This window comes from Phycisphaerales bacterium, from assembly GCA_016716475.1.
Lineage (GTDB): Bacteria > Planctomycetota > Phycisphaerae > UBA1845 > Fen-1342 > JADJWG01.
Map to the genome: position 1 here is coordinate 467575 of JADJWG010000001.1, position 20836 is coordinate 488410.

16 protein-coding genes are annotated in these 20836 nt (G+C 65.3%); 7 read left to right on the forward strand and 9 right to left on the reverse strand.

Annotated elements, in window-relative coordinates:
- Window positions 1–81: 81 nt before the first annotated feature.
- From IPM18_02005 to nrdR, 4 genes are all read right to left on the reverse strand, one after another.
- Window positions 82–708, reverse strand: coding sequence for a protein-tyrosine-phosphatase (locus tag IPM18_02005; GenBank protein MBK9118362.1), 627 nt, complete (start codon window positions 706–708; stop codon window positions 82–84).
- Between the two features lie 479 nt (window positions 709–1187).
- On the reverse strand, window positions 1188–3257 hold the full coding sequence (locus IPM18_02010) for a fused MFS/spermidine synthase (protein MBK9118363.1): 2070 nt from the start codon (window positions 3255–3257) through the stop codon (window positions 1188–1190).
- A gap of 377 nt (window positions 3258–3634) precedes the next feature.
- Complete coding sequence (locus tag IPM18_02015; GenBank protein ID MBK9118364.1) at window positions 3635–4231, reverse strand: hypothetical protein; 597 nt, start codon at window positions 4229–4231, stop codon at window positions 3635–3637.
- Window positions 4228–4737 (reverse strand): transcriptional repressor NrdR, encoded by a 510-nt coding sequence (nrdR, locus tag IPM18_02020; protein ID MBK9118365.1) that lies wholly within the window; start codon window positions 4735–4737, stop codon window positions 4228–4230. The genes IPM18_02015 and nrdR overlap by 4 nt, the downstream gene beginning before the upstream one ends.
- A 217-nt stretch (window positions 4738–4954) precedes the next feature.
- Here nrdR and IPM18_02025 point away from each other — a divergent pair, with 217 nt between their 5' ends.
- The 3 genes from IPM18_02025 to IPM18_02035 all read left to right on the forward strand — a co-directional run bounded on the left by IPM18_02025 (window position 4955) and on the right by IPM18_02035 (window position 8191).
- Window positions 4955–5887, forward strand: a complete 933-nt coding sequence (locus tag IPM18_02025) for an MBL fold metallo-hydrolase (GenBank protein ID MBK9118366.1) — start codon at window positions 4955–4957, stop codon at window positions 5885–5887.
- A gap of 83 nt (window positions 5888–5970) precedes the next feature.
- On the forward strand, window positions 5971–6888 hold the full coding sequence (gene lipA, locus IPM18_02030) for a lipoyl synthase (protein ID MBK9118367.1): 918 nt from the start codon (window positions 5971–5973) through the stop codon (window positions 6886–6888).
- On the forward strand, window positions 6848–8191 hold the full coding sequence (locus IPM18_02035; protein MBK9118368.1) for an alpha/beta hydrolase: 1344 nt from the start codon (window positions 6848–6850) through the stop codon (window positions 8189–8191). Before lipA ends, IPM18_02035 begins: the two co-directional genes overlap by 41 nt.
- Window positions 8192–8348: 157 nt before the next feature.
- Here IPM18_02035 and IPM18_02040 read toward each other — a convergent pair whose 3' ends face one another.
- Window positions 8349–9839, reverse strand: coding sequence for a hypothetical protein (locus IPM18_02040; protein ID MBK9118369.1), 1491 nt, complete (start codon window positions 9837–9839; stop codon window positions 8349–8351).
- A 250-nt stretch (window positions 9840–10089) separates the two neighbouring features.
- On the opposite strand from IPM18_02040, the gene trpB reads away from it, so the two are divergent.
- The 3 genes from trpB (at window position 10090) to IPM18_02055 (ending at window position 13370) form a co-directional block, all read left to right on the forward strand.
- Window positions 10090–11301, forward strand: coding sequence for a tryptophan synthase subunit beta (trpB, locus tag IPM18_02045; GenBank protein MBK9118370.1), 1212 nt, complete (start codon window positions 10090–10092; stop codon window positions 11299–11301).
- 326 nt (window positions 11302–11627) lie between these two features.
- On the forward strand, window positions 11628–12050 hold the full coding sequence (locus IPM18_02050) for a hypothetical protein (protein MBK9118371.1): 423 nt from the start codon (window positions 11628–11630) through the stop codon (window positions 12048–12050).
- A gap of 282 nt (window positions 12051–12332) precedes the next feature.
- Window positions 12333–13370, forward strand: a complete 1038-nt coding sequence (locus IPM18_02055; protein MBK9118372.1) for a hypothetical protein — start codon at window positions 12333–12335, stop codon at window positions 13368–13370.
- 88 nt (window positions 13371–13458) lie between these two features.
- Here the strand turns inward: IPM18_02055 and IPM18_02060 are convergent, their stop codons facing one another.
- The 3 genes from IPM18_02060 to sucC are packed head-to-tail and all read right to left on the reverse strand — an operon-like array spanning window position 13459 to window position 16719.
- Window positions 13459–14025 (reverse strand): SIS domain-containing protein, encoded by a 567-nt coding sequence (locus IPM18_02060; protein ID MBK9118373.1) that lies wholly within the window; start codon window positions 14023–14025, stop codon window positions 13459–13461.
- Window positions 14026–14034: 9 nt separating this feature from the next.
- Window positions 14035–15516, reverse strand: coding sequence for a bifunctional heptose 7-phosphate kinase/heptose 1-phosphate adenyltransferase (locus IPM18_02065; protein MBK9118374.1), 1482 nt, complete (start codon window positions 15514–15516; stop codon window positions 14035–14037).
- Between the two features lie 42 nt (window positions 15517–15558).
- Window positions 15559–16719 (reverse strand): ADP-forming succinate--CoA ligase subunit beta, encoded by a 1161-nt coding sequence (gene sucC / locus IPM18_02070; GenBank protein ID MBK9118375.1) that lies wholly within the window; start codon window positions 16717–16719, stop codon window positions 15559–15561.
- Between the two features lie 256 nt (window positions 16720–16975).
- Here sucC and IPM18_02075 point away from each other — a divergent pair, with 256 nt between their 5' ends.
- Window positions 16976–18727 carry a SpoIIE family protein phosphatase gene (locus IPM18_02075; GenBank protein ID MBK9118376.1) on the forward strand — a complete coding sequence of 584 codons (1752 nt, stop codon included), beginning with the start codon at window positions 16976–16978 and terminating at the stop codon, window positions 18725–18727.
- A gap of 19 nt (window positions 18728–18746) precedes the next feature.
- Here the strand turns inward: IPM18_02075 and IPM18_02080 are convergent, their stop codons facing one another.
- The gene (locus tag IPM18_02080) at window positions 18747–20795 is read right to left on the reverse strand and encodes a beta-galactosidase (protein MBK9118377.1); all 2049 of its coding nucleotides are present in this window, start codon (window positions 20793–20795) and stop codon (window positions 18747–18749) included.
- Window positions 20796–20836 lie beyond the last annotated feature (41 nt).

Below are 20836 nucleotides of genomic sequence, written 5' to 3' on the forward strand. Positions count from 1 at the left end.
TCCGCACGCCCCCGTCCTTCTCCCAGCGTAGCATGCCGCGGTCCCGCGGGCGAGCGGCCAGCGCGCGCTGTGCCGCCCTGCTCATTGCCGCGCAGCGTGTATCTCGGCGAAGACGAACAGCATTTCGCGGGCGATCTGTGCACAGCGCTCATCGTAACGGGCTGCCTCGGCCGGCGTGTCATCGGCAATTTTCGGATCGTCGTAGGGCAGTGCGATGCGGGTGGATGCGCCTGCAACCGCCGGGCAACTCGCGTCCGCCTCCGAGCACACCAGGACGGCTATGTAGTTCTCCCGCGGATTGGGGGCCTGATCGAAGACCTTCGAGAAACACGTCAGCGGGGGAATCTCTTCGGCGAACCGCACATGGTAGATCGGGTTTGCATCCTCCGTGGTTCGGACCACCTGGAACCCCGCCCGTTGCAGCGCTGCCACGGCGCGTGGGTTGAATGCGGTGGCCTCGGTGCCGCCGGAGTAAGTGTGGATCCGTGCTACATGGAAGTGGGCGGCCGCGACCGTGGCCCAAAGCTGCGCCATGTGGCTGCGCCGCGAGTTATGCGTGCAGATGAAGTTGAGTCGGCCGGGTTCCCCGCTCGTGAGCTGGCGCGTGATCTCCCGCGCGAATTCACGAAGGCGTTCCTGGCGCGGGACGGAGATCTGGTCGAATTCGCCTCCGCGGGCAGATAGGAAGCTCTGCAGCGCTGGATACATGGTCCTGGCCACCTCTGCGCCTGACGAGTCGTCCGGCAGTGCGCAACCCGGCACGAAACTCGCCCAAGCGAATACAACTGTTAAACCGAACATCAGCGTAGCACTCCGGCGATCAGGCAGGATACCGTGGGCCGGCGCACGGGGCGCCGCGTACAACCACACAGTGCGCGTGAGTGTAGGCAGCGGCCTGTGAGTGCACAGTCCAGATGGGCAGGGCAACCTGGGCGGGCTCTCTCGCGGTCGAGAGAGCCCGCCCCGCAACGGACGCACCCCCCTGTGCTCCGTCGACCCGCTGGGGCGCGGGCCGACGGGTCACATCCCCGGGCCTCATAAGGACATGCGTAAAACGCAATTCACAAGCGCAGCATGAAATTCGAAAAACGCGGATGGCCTGCGCAAAGCCCGCCTTGCGCAAGATTAACACCGAATTTACAGCGAGATGCCCTCGTTCGCGGGGCTCTCCGGGCCTGTGCGAGGCCTCAACGCCCCAGCACCTGCCAGAGGTTCACATGGTCGTCCGTCCACAGGGACACACGGCGGAAGTCCCGCGGCGGTCGCACGACGGCGGTGCGGATGAGCGGCGCCTCCAGCAACTCTGCACGCCGCGCCATCAGCACCCAGCTCGACGATTGCAGAGCCCGCAGTTCGTCACCCGGCGAGATGATCAATGCCGCCGACAAGCCGAAATGGTCCGCCAGACGCAGCACAACCGACTCGAGATCGAGGTACTGCGTCGAGATGTGCACAGCCAGAATACCGTCGTCCGCGAGATGACGCAGGTAGAGCTCGAACGCCTCGCGCGTCAGCAGGTGCAGCGGTACCGCGTCGCTCGAGAAGGCATCCAGCGCCAACAAGTCATAATGCTGGGCCGGCTCGCGCTGCAGACTCAAACGCGCATCCCCATGCACAATCTCCACTGCCGCGGCCGTGTCCGCCAGGTAGGTGAAGTACGCATGCGCGAGCCGCGTCACCTCCGGGTTGATCTCGTAGAAGCGCAGCAGGTCATCCGCACGCCCGTACGTGGCGAGTGTGCCCACACCCAGCCCAACCACCCCAACGCGCAGTGCCGGCCGCTCAGCCAGGTGCGTCCACGCGCGCCCGACGCCGCTGTCCGGACGGTAGTAGGCCGTCGCTTCAGCGCGGCGCTCCGGCGCGAGGAACTGCACTCCGTGAATCGTGGTTCCGTGCGTCAGCAGGCGGCGATGCAACACTGGATTCCCCGCGTCGCGCTCCTTCACCGCGAGGACGCCGTAGAAGTTCCGGACCTGCGCGAGTACATCGCGGTGCCGGGTTCCGAGCACACCTTGCTCTACCAGCGCAACCCCCAGACCCGCCACCACGATGAGCGCCCCGTACCAGATCCGCCGTTCACGCAGTACCGGGCTGCGGTCGGCCAGCAGGACGAACAAGCCGCATGCCAGCAGCCCAAGGTGCAGGTCGACATAGCTGCTGAGGAGCAGCGGCGCTAACACCGCTACACACAGGCCCCCGAGCGCGCCGCCCGCCGCGATTGTGAGGTAGTACGCCGTCAGGCCGCTCGCGGCCGGCCGCAGCCGGTAAAGTTCTCCATGACACACCATGCAGCATGCGAACAGCGTGCCCAGATGAATCACGATCTGTGCGCCGATCGGCAACACCCCCGGATTGGCCACCAGCCAGAGCGCGGCAAGCACACCCACGATGAACACGCCCAGGAAGTACCTTCGCGCATACCAGCGCTCATGATCGAAGCACAGAATGAACGACAACAGGTACAGTCCCAACGGCAGCAGCCACAGGAACGGAGTCGCAGCCAGATCAAGACAGATTACATTGGTGGTCGCAAGCAGCACGGTCGTTGCGCCGGCTGGCAATCCGAGCCAGAGCAGCCGCGCGGCGGCGGTGAGGACCGACTGTGCGTCTGACGCCTGGGAGGCAGACACCTTTCGGCCTGGTGCGGCCGGTATCGAACCGCGAACCGTGCTGCGCCACATCATGAAAGCGCAGTAAGCCGATGCAAGCGCGAAGACCCCCCAGCCAAGCGACCATGCGTGGGCCTGCTGTACCCGGGGCAGCAGCGGCTCCAGCAGGAAAGGGTAGCATGCCAGTGCCGCGAGCGAGGCCGCGTTGGAAAGGGCGTACAGTCGGTACGGTACCGCTTGGACGTATGTGCGGGTGTACCAGCTCTGCATCAACGGGGATGTGGCCGCCAGTACGAAGTAGGGTAGACCGATGGTCGCGGTGAGCAGCAACAGGATGCGCAGGATCGGAAGGGAACTGTCCGGCGGCTGCCAGTGGGCCGCGGGGATCATTGGCAGGGTAAGTGTGGCAGCCAGAAGCAAGACGAAGTGGACCAGGGCCTGCCAGGCCGGAGGGATGTAACGAGCGCTGAGGTGGGCATAGGTATAACCTGCGAGCAGCAGCGTTTGAAAGAAGAGCAGGCAGGCACTCCAGACCTCTGGCCCACCGCCAAACCAAGGCAGAACGTACTTGCCGATCAACGGCTGAACGAGAAAGAGCAGGAAGGCCCCGGTGGAAATGGCAATGGCATAGCCGTGGAGCGGACGCAAATCGAGATCCTCGTCTTGTCGGGGGCGCTCGAGTGCGGCGAGTGTACGGGTCCGCGGCGCGCCGGGCAACGCGGCCTGTGACGAACTGCATGACCGCGAGGGCGGGGGACCGCGTGCCAGGTGATCCAAAGGAGCGGGCGAGCCGAGTTTTGGGCGTAGGTGGGACTCGACTCGCCCTTTCGGGGGAACGGAGATTTAACAGCGGGCCCGCCGCGACCTGCGACAGCGAATCTTGTGACTCACCACGCAGGCAAAACGATCCATGTTCACGATCGGGCCCATGGCCATCATGGCGACTTCGCGGCGGCGAACGGCGACTCCAGCCGTGGCGCGACTCAGGATCGCGTTCGCACTGCCGCGACTTTCGTTGGGATGCTTCAGCTCTCCTCGGATACCGCGTTCGGGTCCGGCGACCGCGTGCAGGAGTCCGGGTTCTCCTGTAATACCTGTTCGTCCGCCAGGCCCCACGCCAAGACTTCGTTCCGAACCAATTCCGCGAGGAACGGCCGCGTCACCACCCGGTAATCCAGTGTAAAAATCTGCGCCTCGATTCGCCCGGCCATGAAGCGGCTGACCGCGTGCCGCAGCCCGAAACGATGCTGCAACGTGCCCACGATCGCACTCTTGTTCCACGCTTCGCCGCGCCCCGGCCGACCGGGCTCGATCACGCGAATCCGCCTGCGACGCATGCGCCGCAGGCGGCGGTGGTCCGCGAGTGCATCCGCCACCTCGCTCAACCCAGTCTGCTGCAATACGGTGCGCACACAGTGGTAGATGTAACTCGTCGTGGGGGGCGACGGCTCCTGCCAGTCGACGAGATGCATGGCCACCGCCCGCGCCAACGGGCCAGCCAGGCGCTCGTCGTAGGCATGCGCTCCGATCGCCTGCGCCAAGCAGTTCGTCAGCTTCGCAACATGGAACCGTTCGAGGGTGCCGTCACGCTTCGTCACCACGATGTTCTTGCTGCTTCTCACTGGCCCGCTTCCCCTTCAAATAGGTCCTGCTGACCGGGAATGTCGCTGGCCGACCGCTCGATTACGTCTTGCACCTCGTTGATGAACTCGCCCACATCCTCGAACTGCCGATACACACTGGCGAACCGCACGTACGCGACTTTGTCCACTCGCCGCAGCACTTCCGCAATCTTCTCACCAATGGTCTGGCTTGATACTTCCTTTTCAAAGGTCGAAACGACGTACTCCTCCACCTCATCCACGACCTGCTCGATCTGCACGGAGGAAATCGGCCGCTTGTACGCCGCTGCCACGATGCCTTTCTGGATGCTGCTCCGGTCGTAGGGCACACGTGAGCCGTCGCGCTTGATGACGGCCAGCTTGATCGAGTCCTCGACGCGCTCGTACGTCGTGAAGCGCCGCCGACATTGCAGGCATTTCCGCCGACGCCGGATGCATCGCCCGCCGTCCGACGACCGCGAGTCGATCACCTTGTCGTTGTCTTCCTTGCAGAACGGACACCGCATCGGGTCCCGTTTCCCGCTTGACTTGACCGACCGCACTGCCCGCCGGACCCACTTGGTCCTCGGCCATGCGCCGGCACCGGCCGGGCACCTTGCTTCCGAGCATGATGCCCAACAGGTTGTTACTTTGGGAAGTTTAAACTACAAGATAGAGGGTGTCAAACATTATCCGTCGATTTACGAGACTTTCGTGACGGCCCTCGTTATAACTCGCAGCCCCATGGCGCCCCGTTTGGCCGAATTCGTGCACGACGACCTTCGCCTCGTCGGCTCCTCGCTGGCCGGGGAGGAGACCTTTGTCGTCGCCCCCGAGCTCAACCTGACCTTTGATCTAGGTCGCGCACCCCGCGAAACCCTCGCCGTGGACCATGTGTTCCTCTCCCACGGACACATGGATCACGCCGCCGGTGTGGCCTATTACTTCTCCCAGCGGATGTTCATCGACAACCGTCCCGGATCACTCTACGCACCCGCGCCGCTGCTCGAACCCATTCAGCGGCTCTTGCGCGTCTGGGCGGACATCGACGGCCACGAACCCCCTGCCAATCTGTATCCCGCCGAACCGGGTGTGGATGTCGAATTACGGCGTAACCTCGTTGTCCGCCCGTTCCTGGTGAATCACCCCTGCCGGCGCCATGACGGGTCCCGCGTGGATGGGCTGGGCTACGCGGCCATCGAGGTCCGTCACAAGCTGATCGACGAATACCAGCAACTCGCCGGGCCGCAATTGGTTGAACTTAAACGGCAGGGCGTCGAGATTACGCGTCGTGTCGAGCTCCCGCTGGTGGCCTACTGTGGTGACACGGCTCCGGGTGACTTTCTCGCCCTGGACTACGTCCGCAACGCCCGCATACTGCTGCTGGAATGCACGTTCATCGAGGGCGAGGACCGTCGCCGGGCACGCGCCGGCAACCACCTTCATATCAGTGATTTGCGCGCAGTGGTGGCCCGGCTGAATAACGAGCGCATCGTATTGATTCACTTGTCTCGACGAACCGCGCTGGCAACGGCGCGCCGGGCACTGCTGCGCGAACTGGGGGAGCAGGACAGCGAGCGCGTCAGTTTTCTCATGGAGCACCGACCACGAGGCCGCCGCCGGACCATGGGGCCGGACGCCGGACTGCCGCCGGGCGCGGGTGACGAGCAACCGTGACCGGATACTCACGAAACCCCGGCTGAACCCGGCCGTCCGTCGCCACTGCTTATCCGGCTTGTTACAATCGCGGCATGAGTACGATGCCCCTGCCCTTGGTACAGCGCTCGGAGCGTGAGCGCCGCCTGCCACCTTGGCTGAAACGCCCACTGCCGGCCGGCGATGCCATGCTCCAGACGCGCAAGTTGATCAACGGCCTGAAGCTCAACACGGTCTGCGTCGAGGCGCGCTGCCCGAACCTGACCGAGTGCTGGTCACGCCGCACGGCCACCTTCATGATCCTCGGTGACCGCTGCACGCGCCGGTGCCGATTCTGTGCGGTCAGCACCGCCAAGCCGGACCCCCCCGACCCGCGGGAGCCGGAGCGGCTGGCAGAAGCTGCGGAGCACCTGCGCCTGCGGCATGTGGTCATCACTTCGGTGGCGCGGGATGACCTGCCGGACGAGGGTGCGGGGCACTTTGCCGAGTGCATCACGGCGGTGCGGGCACGCCTGCCGGAGGTCACCATCGAGGTGCTGACACCCGACTTCAAGGCCCGGCCCGAGCTCGTCCGCACGGTGGCCGCGGCCGCACCCGAGGTCTTCAACCACAACATCGAGACCACCGCGGCACTCCACCGGGTGGTGCGCCCGCAGGCGAAATACGCGCGCTCCCTCGAGACTCTGCGTCTGGCCAAGCTGCTGCGCCCCGACCTGAAGACCAAAAGCGGCGTGATGGTCGGTCTGGGGGAGACACCGGCGGAGTTGCTGCAGGTTTTTCGTGATCTGCGCAGCGTGAATTGTGACCTGCTCACGGTGGGGCAGTATCTCAAGCCGTCATCCGGCGATGCGCATGCGCCTGTCGCGCGGTTCTACACCCCCGAGGAATTCGATCAGCTCGGTGCTGCTGCGAAGGAACTGGGTTTTGCTGCCGTGGCCAGCGGCCCGTTCGTACGCAGCAGCTACTTTGCCGAGACCCTTTATGACCAGACCGATGGGGATCGTGCGGGTCCCACGCTCTAAACACCGCTGCGATCCGCAAACACCGGCCAGCGCTCCGGAACCGCACCCTTTCACGGGGCTGCTCTGCCACTGCTACCGCGGCCCCCGAGTGGGCCGGCGCCTGAATCACCCTGCACACGCGCTCTGGGGTCTCGCCCTGCTTCTCGTCGGTTGCAGCGCTTACCCGCGCGAAAAGTTTGAGTTGCAGATTCCCCCCGCCCTCGGCACCATGCCGGGCCCGGATGCCGAGTTCGGAGAAGTCGAAGTGCTGTTCGCGACCGACCGACAGCCACGGCCTGAGCGGGACCGGCCGGATTTCGGCCCGCAGCGCGGACGGCGGCTTTCGTACGGTTATGGTTTGGTGAGTATCCCTCGAGAGCATTACCGCGGTCGCCTCGTGGAACACGGCTTCGGCCCTGGGGATCCCCGCCGAGCCGTTGTCCTCCAGTCCGTGACGGTGCTGCACGATGCCCGGCGCGGCCGCGACGCAGAGGCGTTCTGGCAGCGTCTCCGCGAACGCGTTGCACACTCACCACGACGCGAGGTCGCCGTACTCGTGCATGGCTTTGCAACCACCTTCGAGGAGACAATCCAAACCGCGGCCCAGGTCGCCCATGACGTCCGATTTGACGGTGTGCCGATCGTGTACAGTTGGTCGACACAGGGCTCGGTCTTGAGCTACCTGGTGGATGGCGCGAACGCCGAATGGACCGCACCATACTTCGCTGATTTCCTCGATCAACTCGTGCGCGATAGCGGTGCGGAGCGTATTCACCTGTGCGCTCACAGCATGGGGGCGCGCGTCGTGGTGCGCAGCATCCGCGACTACCTGACGCGGGTTGGCTGGCTCCCCTTTGCCAGCGCGGAGGCCGCCGACGGGCGCGGCCGACCATTCAGCCAGATCATTCTCGCCGCCGGCGACCTCGATGCGGACATTTTCGAGCGGGACTACCTGCCATCACTGCTCGTCGCGGCCGAGCGCTTGACCCTCTACATCTCGCGGAGTGACCGCGCCCTGAATCTCTCCAGCCACCTGAACGGGTTTGATCGTATCGGGCAGCGTGATCTACCCCACACGGATCTCCAGTTGCTGCAGCGCGTCGACATCGTGGATGTGACCGATTTCGACCGCGATTTCTTCGGCCATCTCTACCACAGCCGCAGCCCGCGTGTACTGGCCGACATCCAGGCGGTGCTCGACCAGGGCGACTGGCGCGCGGAATGCGGCGTGCCGGACGACGAGGCCGACAGCGATGCCGCGCAAAAGCAGTGTCGTGGTCTGCAACGCAATTTCTATTACCGCCTGCAACCCCTGGGGCAGTGATCTCGGTCCCAGCTTCCCACCACCGCCCTTGCACCCCCCTTCGCGTCGCCTTCCATCCGCGCCGCAACCCCCAAGAGTAGTGCTTAAGCGACCGGCCGGTCGCGTCCTGCACTCGCAGGCGCGACCGGCCGGTAGAGCAGATCCACCGGTGTGCTGACTACGGGCAGACGCTCACACACGGATCCGGCGGGTTTTTCAGCAGGGCGATGAAGGGCGAGATGTCGGCGAAGTTCACCACTTCATCGCCATTCGCATCGCTGTTGAGGTACGGGCCGAAGCCGGCCGCCAGGTCGCACGTCCAGGTGGATGCACTGCCGGCCTTGATGGCGGCGATGAACGGCGAGATATCGGCGAAATTCACCACGCCGTCGCCATTGGCATCACCCGGGCAATTCTCCGGGGCGGGCAGCGGGAAACGCACGAGGAGCGCCACGTCCAGGCCGCCTTCAAGCTGGCCGCGGGCAATCATCCACTCACCATTGTCGCTGATTGCGAAGCCGGCCTGGATGGCGCGGAGCAGGGTGAGCGGCACGGCCCCGAAGGTCATACCCTTGCGGATGATCAGCTCGTGATTGCGGAACCAGCCCTCGTTGCGGGCCGTGTCCGGATCACTCCAGATACCGTACCAGTAGATGTTGCCGAGGTCGTCGATGAGCAGCGGTGAGGTGGTGCCGCCGAAGCTGGTGATTTCATACGGGGCGATTGCCGGGAACGAATCCCCCTTCTGTACGACCACCGCTCCGTTCTTGACGAGAATCTCGTTGGTGGCCGTATCGCCCGTGATGGTGGCCCGCAGCACCCAGTCGCCGTGATTGTTCAAACCACGCGGCCGACTGTTGGTCAGGTTGTACGGTCGGTCCGCGACCGGGGAATCCATCCCCGGCTGCGCCAAGAGGACATCGTTGAGGTAAATCGCATTCATGGGCGTGGCGCAGAAAAGCACGTCGCCGTTGTCATTGAAGCCCCACTGCTCCTCGGCGGTGTTGAAGTCCGCAACGGGATTGACCTGCCCCGGCAGGATGTCGCCTTCCTTCCAGATCACCTGCTCGGTGAAGGCGCCAGTCGGGTTGCGAACCAGTACGAGCGCACGATCGACGGTCGTTGCAATCGCCGGATCATCCACGCTGGCCATCAGCATGAACTCGTCGTGATTGTTGATCTTCGGGCGGAAGAAGCCGATGTACGGCGTGCCAGGGGTGAATTGCGGCGCCTGGGAGATGTCGCTCTCCTGGATCACGAGCGTCGTGTTCAGGAAGATGCCGGAATCCGTCGAGGTCGTCACGGCACCGGTGAGCGAGAAATTCCAGCCGATGTTGCCGTTGTCGTTGAGCTCGAGCGCCTGGAACACGGTACTGATCGACGTGCCCGGGGGTGCCGAAAGCGGTGTGCCACCCGCCAGGTACGAGAAGAACGGCCCGAACTGATAGCCGCGCAGAATGTGTCGGACAGCGCCGGGGGTGGTGTTCACATGGACGACCCATTCACCGTGGCTGTTGACCGACAGGTTGTCGATCGTCGTCACCGAGATCTCATCGGTGACCGGCTGGCCCCTCAGGACGATCCAATCCATCTGAATGTCCGCGCTGACTACCGCTGCGCTGCACAGCGCAGCCCAAAGGGCGACGGACCGGTGCCAATGCATCCTCATCCTTTTACCTCCTTAGCCCCGTACCGGAGCAATGGGGACATGCTGCCACGGCGGCCTCCGCGCGTGCCGGGCGAACTCCGAGTTCAATGCGATCGTGCCCGTGGCAGGTCTCGTTCAGATTACCGCACCACCACAGCAGCCGCAACGAAATCCGCGAAGATTCGCCTACGACCGAACGCAGTGCACGCGCGCCCGGCACACCGCGACTACAATGGCACGCAGCGCCAGGCGGCGCCCGAGGAACCTCAGCATGCACGCGACCACCGCTTCCACCCCCAGCCCGCCCGGCCGCTTCGGCCCGTTCGGCGGCCAATACGTACCCGAAGTCCTGATGAAGGCCATCCAGCAACTTGAGCAGGCGTACGCCGAAGCCCGGAATGATCGGACCTTCTGGGACGAGCTCCAGGAGTACCTGACGCACTATGCCGGGCGCCCGAGTGCTCTCTACTACGCACGCAGGATCAGCGACCAACTCGGCGGCGCACGCATCTACCTCAAGCGCGAAGATCTCAACCACACGGGCGCGCACAAGATTAACAACACCCTCGGGCAGGCACTTCTCACGCAACGGATGGGCAAAGCACGCGTTATCGCCGAGACCGGCGCCGGTCAGCACGGTGTGGCGTCGGCCACTGCTTGTGCGATGCTCGGCCTGCAGTGCCGCGTCTACATGGGCGCGGAGGACGTACGGCGACAAGCCCTCAACGTCTACCGCATGCGTCTGCTAGGAGCCGAGTGCGTGCCGGTGGAAAGCGGCCAACGGACACTGAAGGATGCCATCAACGAGGCCATGCGCGACTGGATGGCCTCGGTGGAAACGACGCACTACATTATCGGCAGCGTCATGGGACCGCACCCCTTCCCCACCATTGTGCGTGACTTCCAGGCCATCATCGGCCGCGAGACGCGGGAACAGATGTGGGTGCGCTGCGGTCGGCTGCCGGATGTCGTGGTGGCATGTGTGGGCGGCGGCAGCAACGCCGCGGGGATGTTCCATCCCTTTATCGAGGACGCGGGTGTGCGGCTGATCGGGGTGGAGGCCGCCGGCGATGGAATCGGTACACAGCGCCACGCGGCCACGCTGAGCTGTGGCCGTCCAGGGGTGCTGCACGGAATGCACACGATCGTGCTGCAGGACGAGGATGGGCAGACGCTGCCGGTACACTCCGTGTCCGCGGGACTGGACTATCCGGGCGTCGGTCCGGAACACGCCTTCTGGCACCAGAGCGGGCGCGTCGAGTATGTGGCTGCCACCGATGCAGAAGCGCTCGACGCCTTTGAACTGCTATCGCGCACCGAGGGGATCATTCCAGCACTGGAGACCGCCCACGCGGTGGCTCACGCTGTGAAGATCGCACCGACTCTGCCGAAAGACGCGCTGCTGGTCATCAACCTGAGCGGGCGCGGAGACAAGGACTGCGTCGAGGTGGCACGGCTGCGGGGACAGACCATCGGCGCCTAGCGCACAGCCGCACATGAGCATCCGGGCGCAGGACGCCGCTGCTCCCAGACCCGATATGAGCGGCCGTTTCTGAGCAGCTACACGAGTAGTCCGCCGCACAAGTGGCCGCCGGGCTCGGCCTGGGCCGATAGGAGCGCGGCTTGCCGTGCTGGTCCCGGGTGTTTCGCGGACCAGCCCAGCGCGTTTGCCTTCGGGGGAACTCCTATTGAATCCTCCACTGGATGCCCGCTGCTCGGCGGCTCACGGAGCCCGGTGCGCGCAACCCACGGCACGGTGCTGCCGGGGCGCCACGGTGTGAAGTGGCGGGTAGCCGACGAGGTCCGGCCATGCGAACATGGGCCCCTGTGTCTTCGCTGGCGACGCTGGCAGCGCTCACTACGGCCACACTGCTCGCCGCTGCAGAACCCGGCATCGAGGGAACCATCCACACCACCTCGGCGAACTGGCCCGCGCTGTGGAATACCAGCAACGTGGCACAGGAGCCCTTGTGCGGTGACGGTAAGGTCGGCGGGCCATTGGCACCGGCCTGCGAGGCGGTGAACTCCGTGGCACTCGGTCGTGGCTGGCTGCGAAGCGCCAAGGCACACGGTGGCCGCGTCGCACGGCGTACGATCGCCTACGCGGAAGACGAGATGGGGCTGCCAGCCGGCATGCTCCGCCTGCCCGAGCCCGCGCCCCTGCTCTTGCTGGCGGTGGGCGTGGTAGCCGTCTGGCAACTGCGTGGACGGCGCGGCCGGCAGGCGCTGTAACGGCCGGGTGCGCGGCGGGGGCCGCGCGCCCGCCGGTTCGTGGGGGCCGATGCTCCTCTTGTGATTACAAACCAAGACCCGAATTGCAATGGTGATTCGTCCGCACTACGGCCATAATTGAGATTGGATCGACCCTCGTCGCAGTGGGAGATTCGATCGACACAGAATCTGATCGCGGGGTGCGGCATGCCAAAGGTTCGTTGCCCGAAGTGCTCGCAGAAGTACGAGGTGCCCGTCACTGCCAGTGGGAAGCGCATCCGGTGCAAAACGTGCGGAGCGACTATGCGCCTGCCGGTTATTCCGTCCTCCGGTGGCACGGTGCAAGGCACTGGAGATGCGCACCTCCCGCCCACCGCACGGTCCCATGCCATCGCGGACAGCAGTGAACAGCTCTCGCTCGACGACTTGCTGGGAAGCGAGCGTGGCGCGGCGGCCTTGGCGCCGGCCAACCCACGCGCCGACGCGGCCACTCCACCGCTGGCCATCCCGACGCAAACACTGGAATACGCAGCCCGGGAGCCCCAGGGTGACCTGGTACCGCTAAAGCAGGCCTGGGGGGGTTGGTGGCGTGATGTGGGGCGATCGGCGGCGTTTCCCTTGCGTTTCCACGATCTGGTGACGGTGCTGGTGGTTCTGTTCATCGTGTGTCTTGGTGATTTCATCGGAATGTTCGGGCTGTGCTTCGCCCTGCCGGGGTACCTGATCTGCACTGGCTGGTATTACTCGTTCCAATTGAACGCGGTTAACGGCGCAGCGGGACGCGAGGAGGATTTGCCTGCACTCACCCTGACGGAGGGTCTGGTCGGCGATGTGATCGTTCCGCTCCTCAAGATGCTCGCCGTCTGGGCGGTCATTTTCCTGCCTCCACTGGTATTGGTCGCACTCGGTCTCGCAGCAGGTTCGACCGCCAGCGAGTTACTGGAAGGTGCCGACGACGGCCTCGTACAGGTGTTTTTTGCGAGCGCCGCCAGCCCGTTCGGATTGGCAGCGGTCGTGACACTGCTGGTGGGTCTCATGTTCTACCCACTGCTGGTGCTGGTTGTCGCCGTGGGTGGCTTCGCGGCGTTGCTGCGAGTAGACCTGATGCTGCGAACCGTCCTGCGTGTGGCACTGCCCTATCTTGTGTTGGTGGGGCTCGTTTACTTGACGTACTTCGCGCCCATGCTGGTGGCGTCAACCCTCAATAAAATGATCGACGGAGGGGTGCTGCAACTGGTGGTGATCAACATGGTAGCGGTGTTCCTGACGGTGGTCACGATGCGCGCCATCGGCCTGTTCTACCACCATTTCAAGGACCGCTTCGCGTGGTCATGGGGCTAGCCGAGCAAGTGGGGCAGATCGGTCGGTTGGCTTCCCTGTAGCAGGTGACACTACAACGCCCCACCGCACTCCGAGCCCACCTGGCGGCCTATTCCTTCAGCAACTCCTCCACGCGTTCACACACGTAGTGGTAAGCGAGCAGGTGCATCTCCTGGATGCGGTCGCTGGAAACATGGGGGGCACAGAAGACATGCGTGCACTCCGCCGCGAGGGTCGTACCGCGCGCGCCGGTAAATCCGATCACTGTCGCCCCGCGCTCCCTGGCCGCCCGCACCCCGGCCAGAATGTTCGGCGACATGCCGCTTGTGCTCAGCGCCCACGCCACATCCCCCGGCCGCACCAGCCCCTCGAGCTGCCGTGCAAAGATCCGGTCATAGCCAAGATCGTTCGCAATGGCTGTCAGCGTCGAGCTGTCCGTCGTCAGCGCCAGGGCCGCGAGCGCCCGCCGTTCCTGTTTGAAACGCCCGAGCAGCTCAGCCGCGATGTGCTGCGCATCAGCCGCGCTGCCGCCATTGCCGAAAGTGTACACGCGACTTCCGGACCGCAGGCACTCTGTGATGGCCGTCACGATGGCATCGAGTGCGGTGCCGAACCCGACCAGCTCCGCAACAACCCGCTGATGCTCCGCCACCACCGCTGCCCAATCACGGACCATCGCCACTCCTCAACCACCCACCCGACGGATGCGCTCCAGCTCGGCTGTGGTGCTGAAGCCGTCCACGAAGTTCACCACGACGATGCGGCCGCCGGCCGCCTGGACGATCTCGTGCCCTACAACCTGCTCCACCGCATAGTCGCCACCCTTGACGAGTACCTCTGGACGCAAGGCCGCCACCAGCGTCCGAACCGAGGGATCGTCGAACAGGACGATGTAATCCACCACCTCCAGGGCCGCGAGCATGCGCGCGCGGTCGATCTGCGTGCGGATCGGCCTGTCGTCACCTTTACCCTGCGCTCGGGCCGAAACATCGCTGTTGAGCCCGACGACCAGCACGCTGCCCTCGTCCTTGGCACGCTGCAGCAGCTCAACGTGCCCCGGATGCAGCAGGTCGAAGACACCATTTGTAAACACGATCGTCTCACCGCGCTGCCGCCGGGCATCGAGCTCAGCCTGCAACTCCGGCAGGGACCGCAGCTTGCCCCGCGCCCGGCTGGCCGAGCGGGTCAATTCGTCCAGCACTTCCTTTCGAGCAATCGGAACACAGCCGAACTTCTGCACTTCCAGCCCGCCGGCGATGTTCGCCAGCACCGTCGCCTGCTCAAAGGTGGCCCCGGCCGCCACTGCCACCGCCGCCATCGCCAGCACCGCGTCACCCGCACCGGTATTGTCATAAACGGCGCGCGGCCGAGTCGGAAAACGCTCAGCGCCCCCTGCGCGCCGAACAAGCATCGCCCCGTCACGCCCAAGCGTGATGAGTAGCGCCGCCAGGTCGTAGCGCGCCAGCAATTCAGCCGCAGCCGCCGGCAGTTCCTCGTCAGCCACACGGCGGCCGCAGGCGGCTTCGAACTCGGCGCGGTTGGGGGTGATGAGGGTGCTGCCGCGGTAGCGTTCCCAGACCGGCCCGCGAGCCGGATCGACGAGTACCGGCCGATTGTGCTGCCGAGCCGCGGCGATCACGGCCGCACAGACGGCCGGCGCCAGCGCACCCTTGGCGTAGTCCTCGAGACAGACGACATCGGCCTGCGCTACGGCGCCGGCGGCAAAAGCGCACAGACGGCTTTCGTCGGTCGGGGTCGGCGCACGAATGATCTCGTCATCGACCCGCAGGATCTGCTGGCGGTGGCGATGCTCCGCAAGACCGACCAGCCGGGTCTTCGTAATCGTCGGACGATCATCGACGCGCAGCAGGCCACGCGTGTCGACGCCGGCGTCGCGCAGGGCAGTCTCGACCCGGTCTCCGAAGGGGTCGTGCCCGAGCAGGCCGCAACACGTTACCTTGGCCTCGAGCGCGGCCACATTCAGCGCGACCGAGCCGGCACCGCCCACGCGGTCCTGGCGCTCGATGACACGCAGGACGGGCACGGGGGCTTCGGGGCTGATGCGCTCGGCATCACCAAAGATATAGCGATCCAGCATGAAATCGCCGACGAGCAGGACGCGCTGGCCGGGGAAGCGTTCCACCAGTTGCAGCAGGTCAGTGGGCATTGTGGTTCTCAGTTTTCGGGGCCGCGACGGCAACGTGTAAACTCACACTGCCGCGCACACCTGCCTGGCCGCGTCCGTCAGGTCGGCGGCGGGCTTGAGCTGCGGAATTGCGGCTTCCTTGAGCATCTGCCGCGCCCTTTCCACGTTCGTCCCTTCCAGCCGCACCACGACCGGCACCTTGAAACCGACCTCGCGTCCGGCCTGAATCAGTGCATCGGCGATCACATCGCACCGCGCGATGCCGCCGAAGATGTTCACCAGCACGGCTTTCACCTGTGCGTCGGCCAGGATGATGCGGAAGGCCTCCACCGCCCCCTCCGGCGTCACGCTGCCACCGACGTCGAGGAAATTCGCCGGTTCGCCACCGTGCAACTTGATGATGTCCATCGTCGCCATCGCCAGGCCGGCCCCATTCACGAGGCAGCCGATGTTACCATCCAGCGCGATGTAGCTGAGATTGTGCTCCTTGGCCTGCAATTCGGCCGCATTTTCCTCGTGCGGGTCGAAGAGTGCCTCCAGGTCCGGGTGGCGGAAAAGCGCGTTATCGTCGAAGTTGAATTTTGCGTCGATTGCCAGGATTTCACCCTGCGGCGTCTGCACCAGCGGGTTGATTTCCGCCAGCGAGCAGTCCTGCTCCAGAAACAGTTTCGCGAGCTTCATCATCATGTCTGCCGCCGCTTTGGCGGCGGCACCCGTCAGACCGATCTCCGCCGCCAGGCCGGTTGCCTGAAATGAGCGCAGGCCGAGGTGTGGATGGAACCACGCTTTGCGGATGGCCTCGGGATTACGGGCGGCCACCTCCTCGATCTCAACCCCTCCCTCGGCACTGGCCATCAGCACCGGAACCCGCCGCGCCCGGTCGAGCACCACGCCGACGTAATACTCTTTCGAAATATCGACCGCCGCCGCGAGCAGGATCTTGCGGACCTGGATGCCCTCGGGTCCGGTCTGCTTCGAAACCATCGGCTCACGAAACATTCGGGCCGCATGCGCCTGGGCATCTTCCGGGGAATGGACGAGCTTCACATAGCCCGCCTTGCCGCGGCCGCCGGCATGTACCTGGGCCTTCACCACGACCGTCGGGGCACCGATACGGCGAAAGGCCTCCGCGGCCTGCGCGGGGCGCTCAATCACTTCACTCGGCGGAACGGGGACGCCTACCGCCTGCAGCAGCGCCCGGGCCTGGTATTCATGCACTTTCATGCGGACTTGCTCCCATCAATGGCGCGACCACGAGCCGCCGCCGCCCGGGCAGTCTACCGCAGCCGCGGAACGTGGGAAACTGAAGCAACGCGGCCTCGTGGGCCGTCGGACACGACCGGCGCTGGGTCCCTTTGCCACCTGAGCACGAACCCGGCCCTGTTCCCCGCCTCACTCTGCCGCAATAATCCGGCCTCCATCGCTCCCGTGCGGCGGGGCGACCCGTTGGACGGGGACTACCCGGAGATCGGACTTCGGCATGTTGCGCGAGATCATCGACATCTCAGCCCTCGAAGACTTCGCCAGCGGCATGGCCCGCACGGGGCGTGTCCGCGTCTGTCTCTACGACGACGACGGCCGTTTGCTGGTGTCCACGCGCAGCAACAACGAGTTCGCGCGGCTCACGGGCCACGTACTCACGCAATTGCCGGCGCCACTGCAACTCGAGCGTGTGCCGGCCCACGATCCGCCGGGACACGTGGCCTTCGTGGAGAGCCACGGGGTCTGGTACGTCGTTGCACCGATCTACATCGACGAGCATGAGGCCGGCTACGTCGGTGTCGGCGAGTACCGGGTCGAGTTGCCGCCGGTCGAGGACTGGACGCCACCCGACCCCACCCACGGTATCACGCTCGCGCGGCTCCGTGCCGCATGGGAAGAACTGCCCACGCTCGATCGCGGCGGCGCAGCCCACGAAGTGATTACGGCCCGCTGGGGGGCGCGGCAACTGGCCGCGTGGGGTCGCCGGGAGTCGCGCCTGCTGGCGATGACGGATGAGGTGGCACTGGTCGGCGACATCGCCGAGTTGCTGACCGGTGAGGCCGACCTGCAGGAAGTGCTCGACCGCATCGTGCTGGAAACAGCCCGCGTGATGGATTGCCCCTACTGCACGATTCGACTGTACGACGCCCGGACTCAGGAGCTCACGCTCCAAAGCGTGCATGGCCTGCCCCACGACTACCTGCAAAAAGGGCTCGTCACGCGCACGACGGGCACGATCAGCGACGAGGCCCTGCGCGGTCACATCGTGTACGTGGAGGATGCCCCGAGCGACCCGCGCGTGCTCTACCCCGACGAGATGCGCCGCGCCGGCATCGCCAGCATGCTGACCGCGGGCATGATTTACCGTGGCAATCCGGTCGGGCTGATCCGCGTATACACCCACACGCGGCGACGCTTTCGCAAAGCTCAACGCGACCTGCTGCGCGCCGTGGCCTACCAGGCCGCGACTGCGGTCGTGCACGCGCAACTGGTCGACGAGCGCCTGCGCAACGCGACCATGCAGCGGCAGCTCGAGCTCGCCGGCGATCTGCAGGAACGCATGATCCGCGTGCCACCGCCGCGCCACCCGGCACTCGAGACGGCGGTCTCCTTCGACCCGACCTACGAGGTCGCCGGCGACTTCTGTGACTTTCTGACATTACCCGACGGACGGCTCACGGCGGTGGTCGGGGACGTGGCCGGCAAGGGCGTGCCTGCTTCGCTGCTGATGTCCGCCGCGCGCGGTGCCCTGCGGGCGATGGCCGAAACCTGCGGTGGTCCGGGCGAACTACTGACACGTCTCAACCGCCAGATCGAGCGGGACACGCTGCCGGGTGAGTTCATGACGGTGCTGCTAGCGGCGATCGACCCGGCACGCCAATGTGTAACCTACGCCAGCGCGGGACACGAGCCGCTCCTGATCCTGCGCGCCGGTGAGATCCTCCCGGCGGAGGAGGGCGACCTCGTGCTGGGCATCCGCCGCGACGTACCCTATCGCGAGCACACGATGGCACTGCTGCCCGGCGACCTGCTGTTGCTGTATACAGATGGCGCGATCGAAGCCCGCAACTTCCACGGGGAGGAGTTCGGCCGCGAACGCCTCTGGCACGCGTTGCGGAGCTATGGCGCGCACGCCCCGTCCCAACTGTTGCAGAATATCGTGTGGGACATACGGCGGTTCGTCGGGCTGGCAGAGCAGTCCGACGATTTGACGCTCGTCGCCGTACGGCTGCGCCCCCCGCGCACGTAACCGCCGCGGACGTGACGCATCAGGGTGTAATGCACCATGTGCCACCGCTGCGTCGCGGCACCCGCACGTACAGCGTGGCAGAAGCCATGCGCTCCTCGGTGCCCGTCCACAAGTCCCGCACCGTCACCTCGGCCGGCAGCGGCACACCTTCCATCCGTACACGCACACCGGATTCGGCCGCATTCAGATTCGTTGCCACGAGCACCCAAGAGCCCGCCGTGGAATAGAGCGCCGTGGTTACCCCCGGCAGTTCCGCCTGCGCAAACAGCGGCACACCCGCCCAGCGATGCACGGCCCGGACGATCGCCGCATTCATCGGCACACCCAGCATCAGCACGCGCCCGGCTCCCCGCGGCTCCACATACCCACACACCCAGCGCTTCCCGATGTAGCCGGTCATCCACTTGTCCGCGTTCTCGACGGCCTGTTGCTGACCGGCCGTCTGCGTGCCCCAGACCGGCTGTCCCGGAGGCCGATCCCACACCCACACCGCGCCATCCGACTCCGGCCGCTCGGCTCCCAGTTCCACCGCGACTTTTTTGCCCAAGGGCGAGAGGATGCGATCCGGTGGCGCGATTTCCAAGCCATTGTGCGGCCTGAACCGCTCATCCCGCTGTGGGAACTGCTGACAGAGCACAAGCGTGCCGCCCCGCTCCACATAATCGACGAGTCGCTGCTGCGACTGTGTCGCCAGCCAGTCGGCCCCGGAATAGTACAGCAACGGCCGCTCGATTCGCCCCAACTCGGGGTCGTACAACTCGAAATCCACATCGGCCGCATGCAGCGCACTGAGTACCGGGTTGCGAGCGTACGCCTGGTCCGTCGGAACCTGCAACGGTTCGAGCATCACCGCGGTGTCGGTGCACTTGCGGAGTGTCGGCAGATCGATCTCCGCTGCCAGCGCGTGGAACTGCCGTAAGACATCGCCCAGTTCCGGCCGCACATCACCACGCTCATTGATCGGCGTGTAGTACCAGTTGTCGCGCCCGACCAGCATATACCAGTTGAACCCGTGCACGCCCGCGATCAGCAGCGACGTGGCCAGGAGACGGTAGTGATTCGGCGTAAGTACGCCGACATACTCGTGGTAGCCGTGCCAGACGCCGCACTCCAATTCCGCGACGTGTGGCAGGGTCGAGATCACGCGCTGGTAGCGGCAGGTGTCGAGGAAGAGCCGGTGCTCTTCCGGCTCACCACCGAACTCGTTCCGGGGATACCAGTCGATGCCGGTGTAATCAACGGTCTTCGCCACTTCGCGCCAGTTCTGCACGTCACCCCCGGGGTAATAGTTTGCGACCAGCGGCACGTCGACCCCCAGTTCGCGGTAGGTCTGCGCATGCCAGCGCAAGCCCTCCGCCGTGGCCCAGTGCTGGAACCGCCAGTAGTCCTTGTGGCGCGTCAACCCCTGCGGGTCGAAACTGTTCAGTCGTACCGCGTACGGCTGCGCATCCTCGATCCGGGCATATGCCGTGCCCCACGCCGTGTTCAGATCCGCCACATCGCGATAGGCACTGCGGAGGAAGTCGTGGAAGAAACCCGGCACGGGCCTCCCATTGAGCCCGCTCTCATCCTCGAACCAGTGCGAGAAGATGTCCATCTCGTTATCGGTCATCCAGGACAGGATGCGGCCACCTTGCGTCGCGAGGAAGGGCCGCAATGCGGCCGTCACCGCAGCCATCCACACGCGGGCTTCGCGCCGATACGACTCCCCGATGCGCGGCAGACGTACGACACGATCCGGCACGCCGGCATTGGTCCACTCGGAGTAGATGAATGGTCCTGGACGAATCAGGACCCAGAAACCCAGCGATTGCACCAGCTCCAGGAAACCAACCAGGTTGCGCGGCGGTTCCGTGCTGCCGGTAAAGTCGAATTGGCCAGGCGCGAGTTCGTGGTATTCCCACGGCACGTAGGTGGCGACCACACGAACTCCGAGCCGTTGCGTCGCTTCGAGCACACGGCGCCAGCGCGCGGGATGGAGCCGCCAGTAATGCACCTCCCCTGCGAACAGCGGGACGCGCTCTGAACCTACCTGGTACGCCCCGTTCTGAATCTGCACCACTGGCATCGCCGCTCCTTGTCAACCCCGCCACCACCGTTGCACCGTTT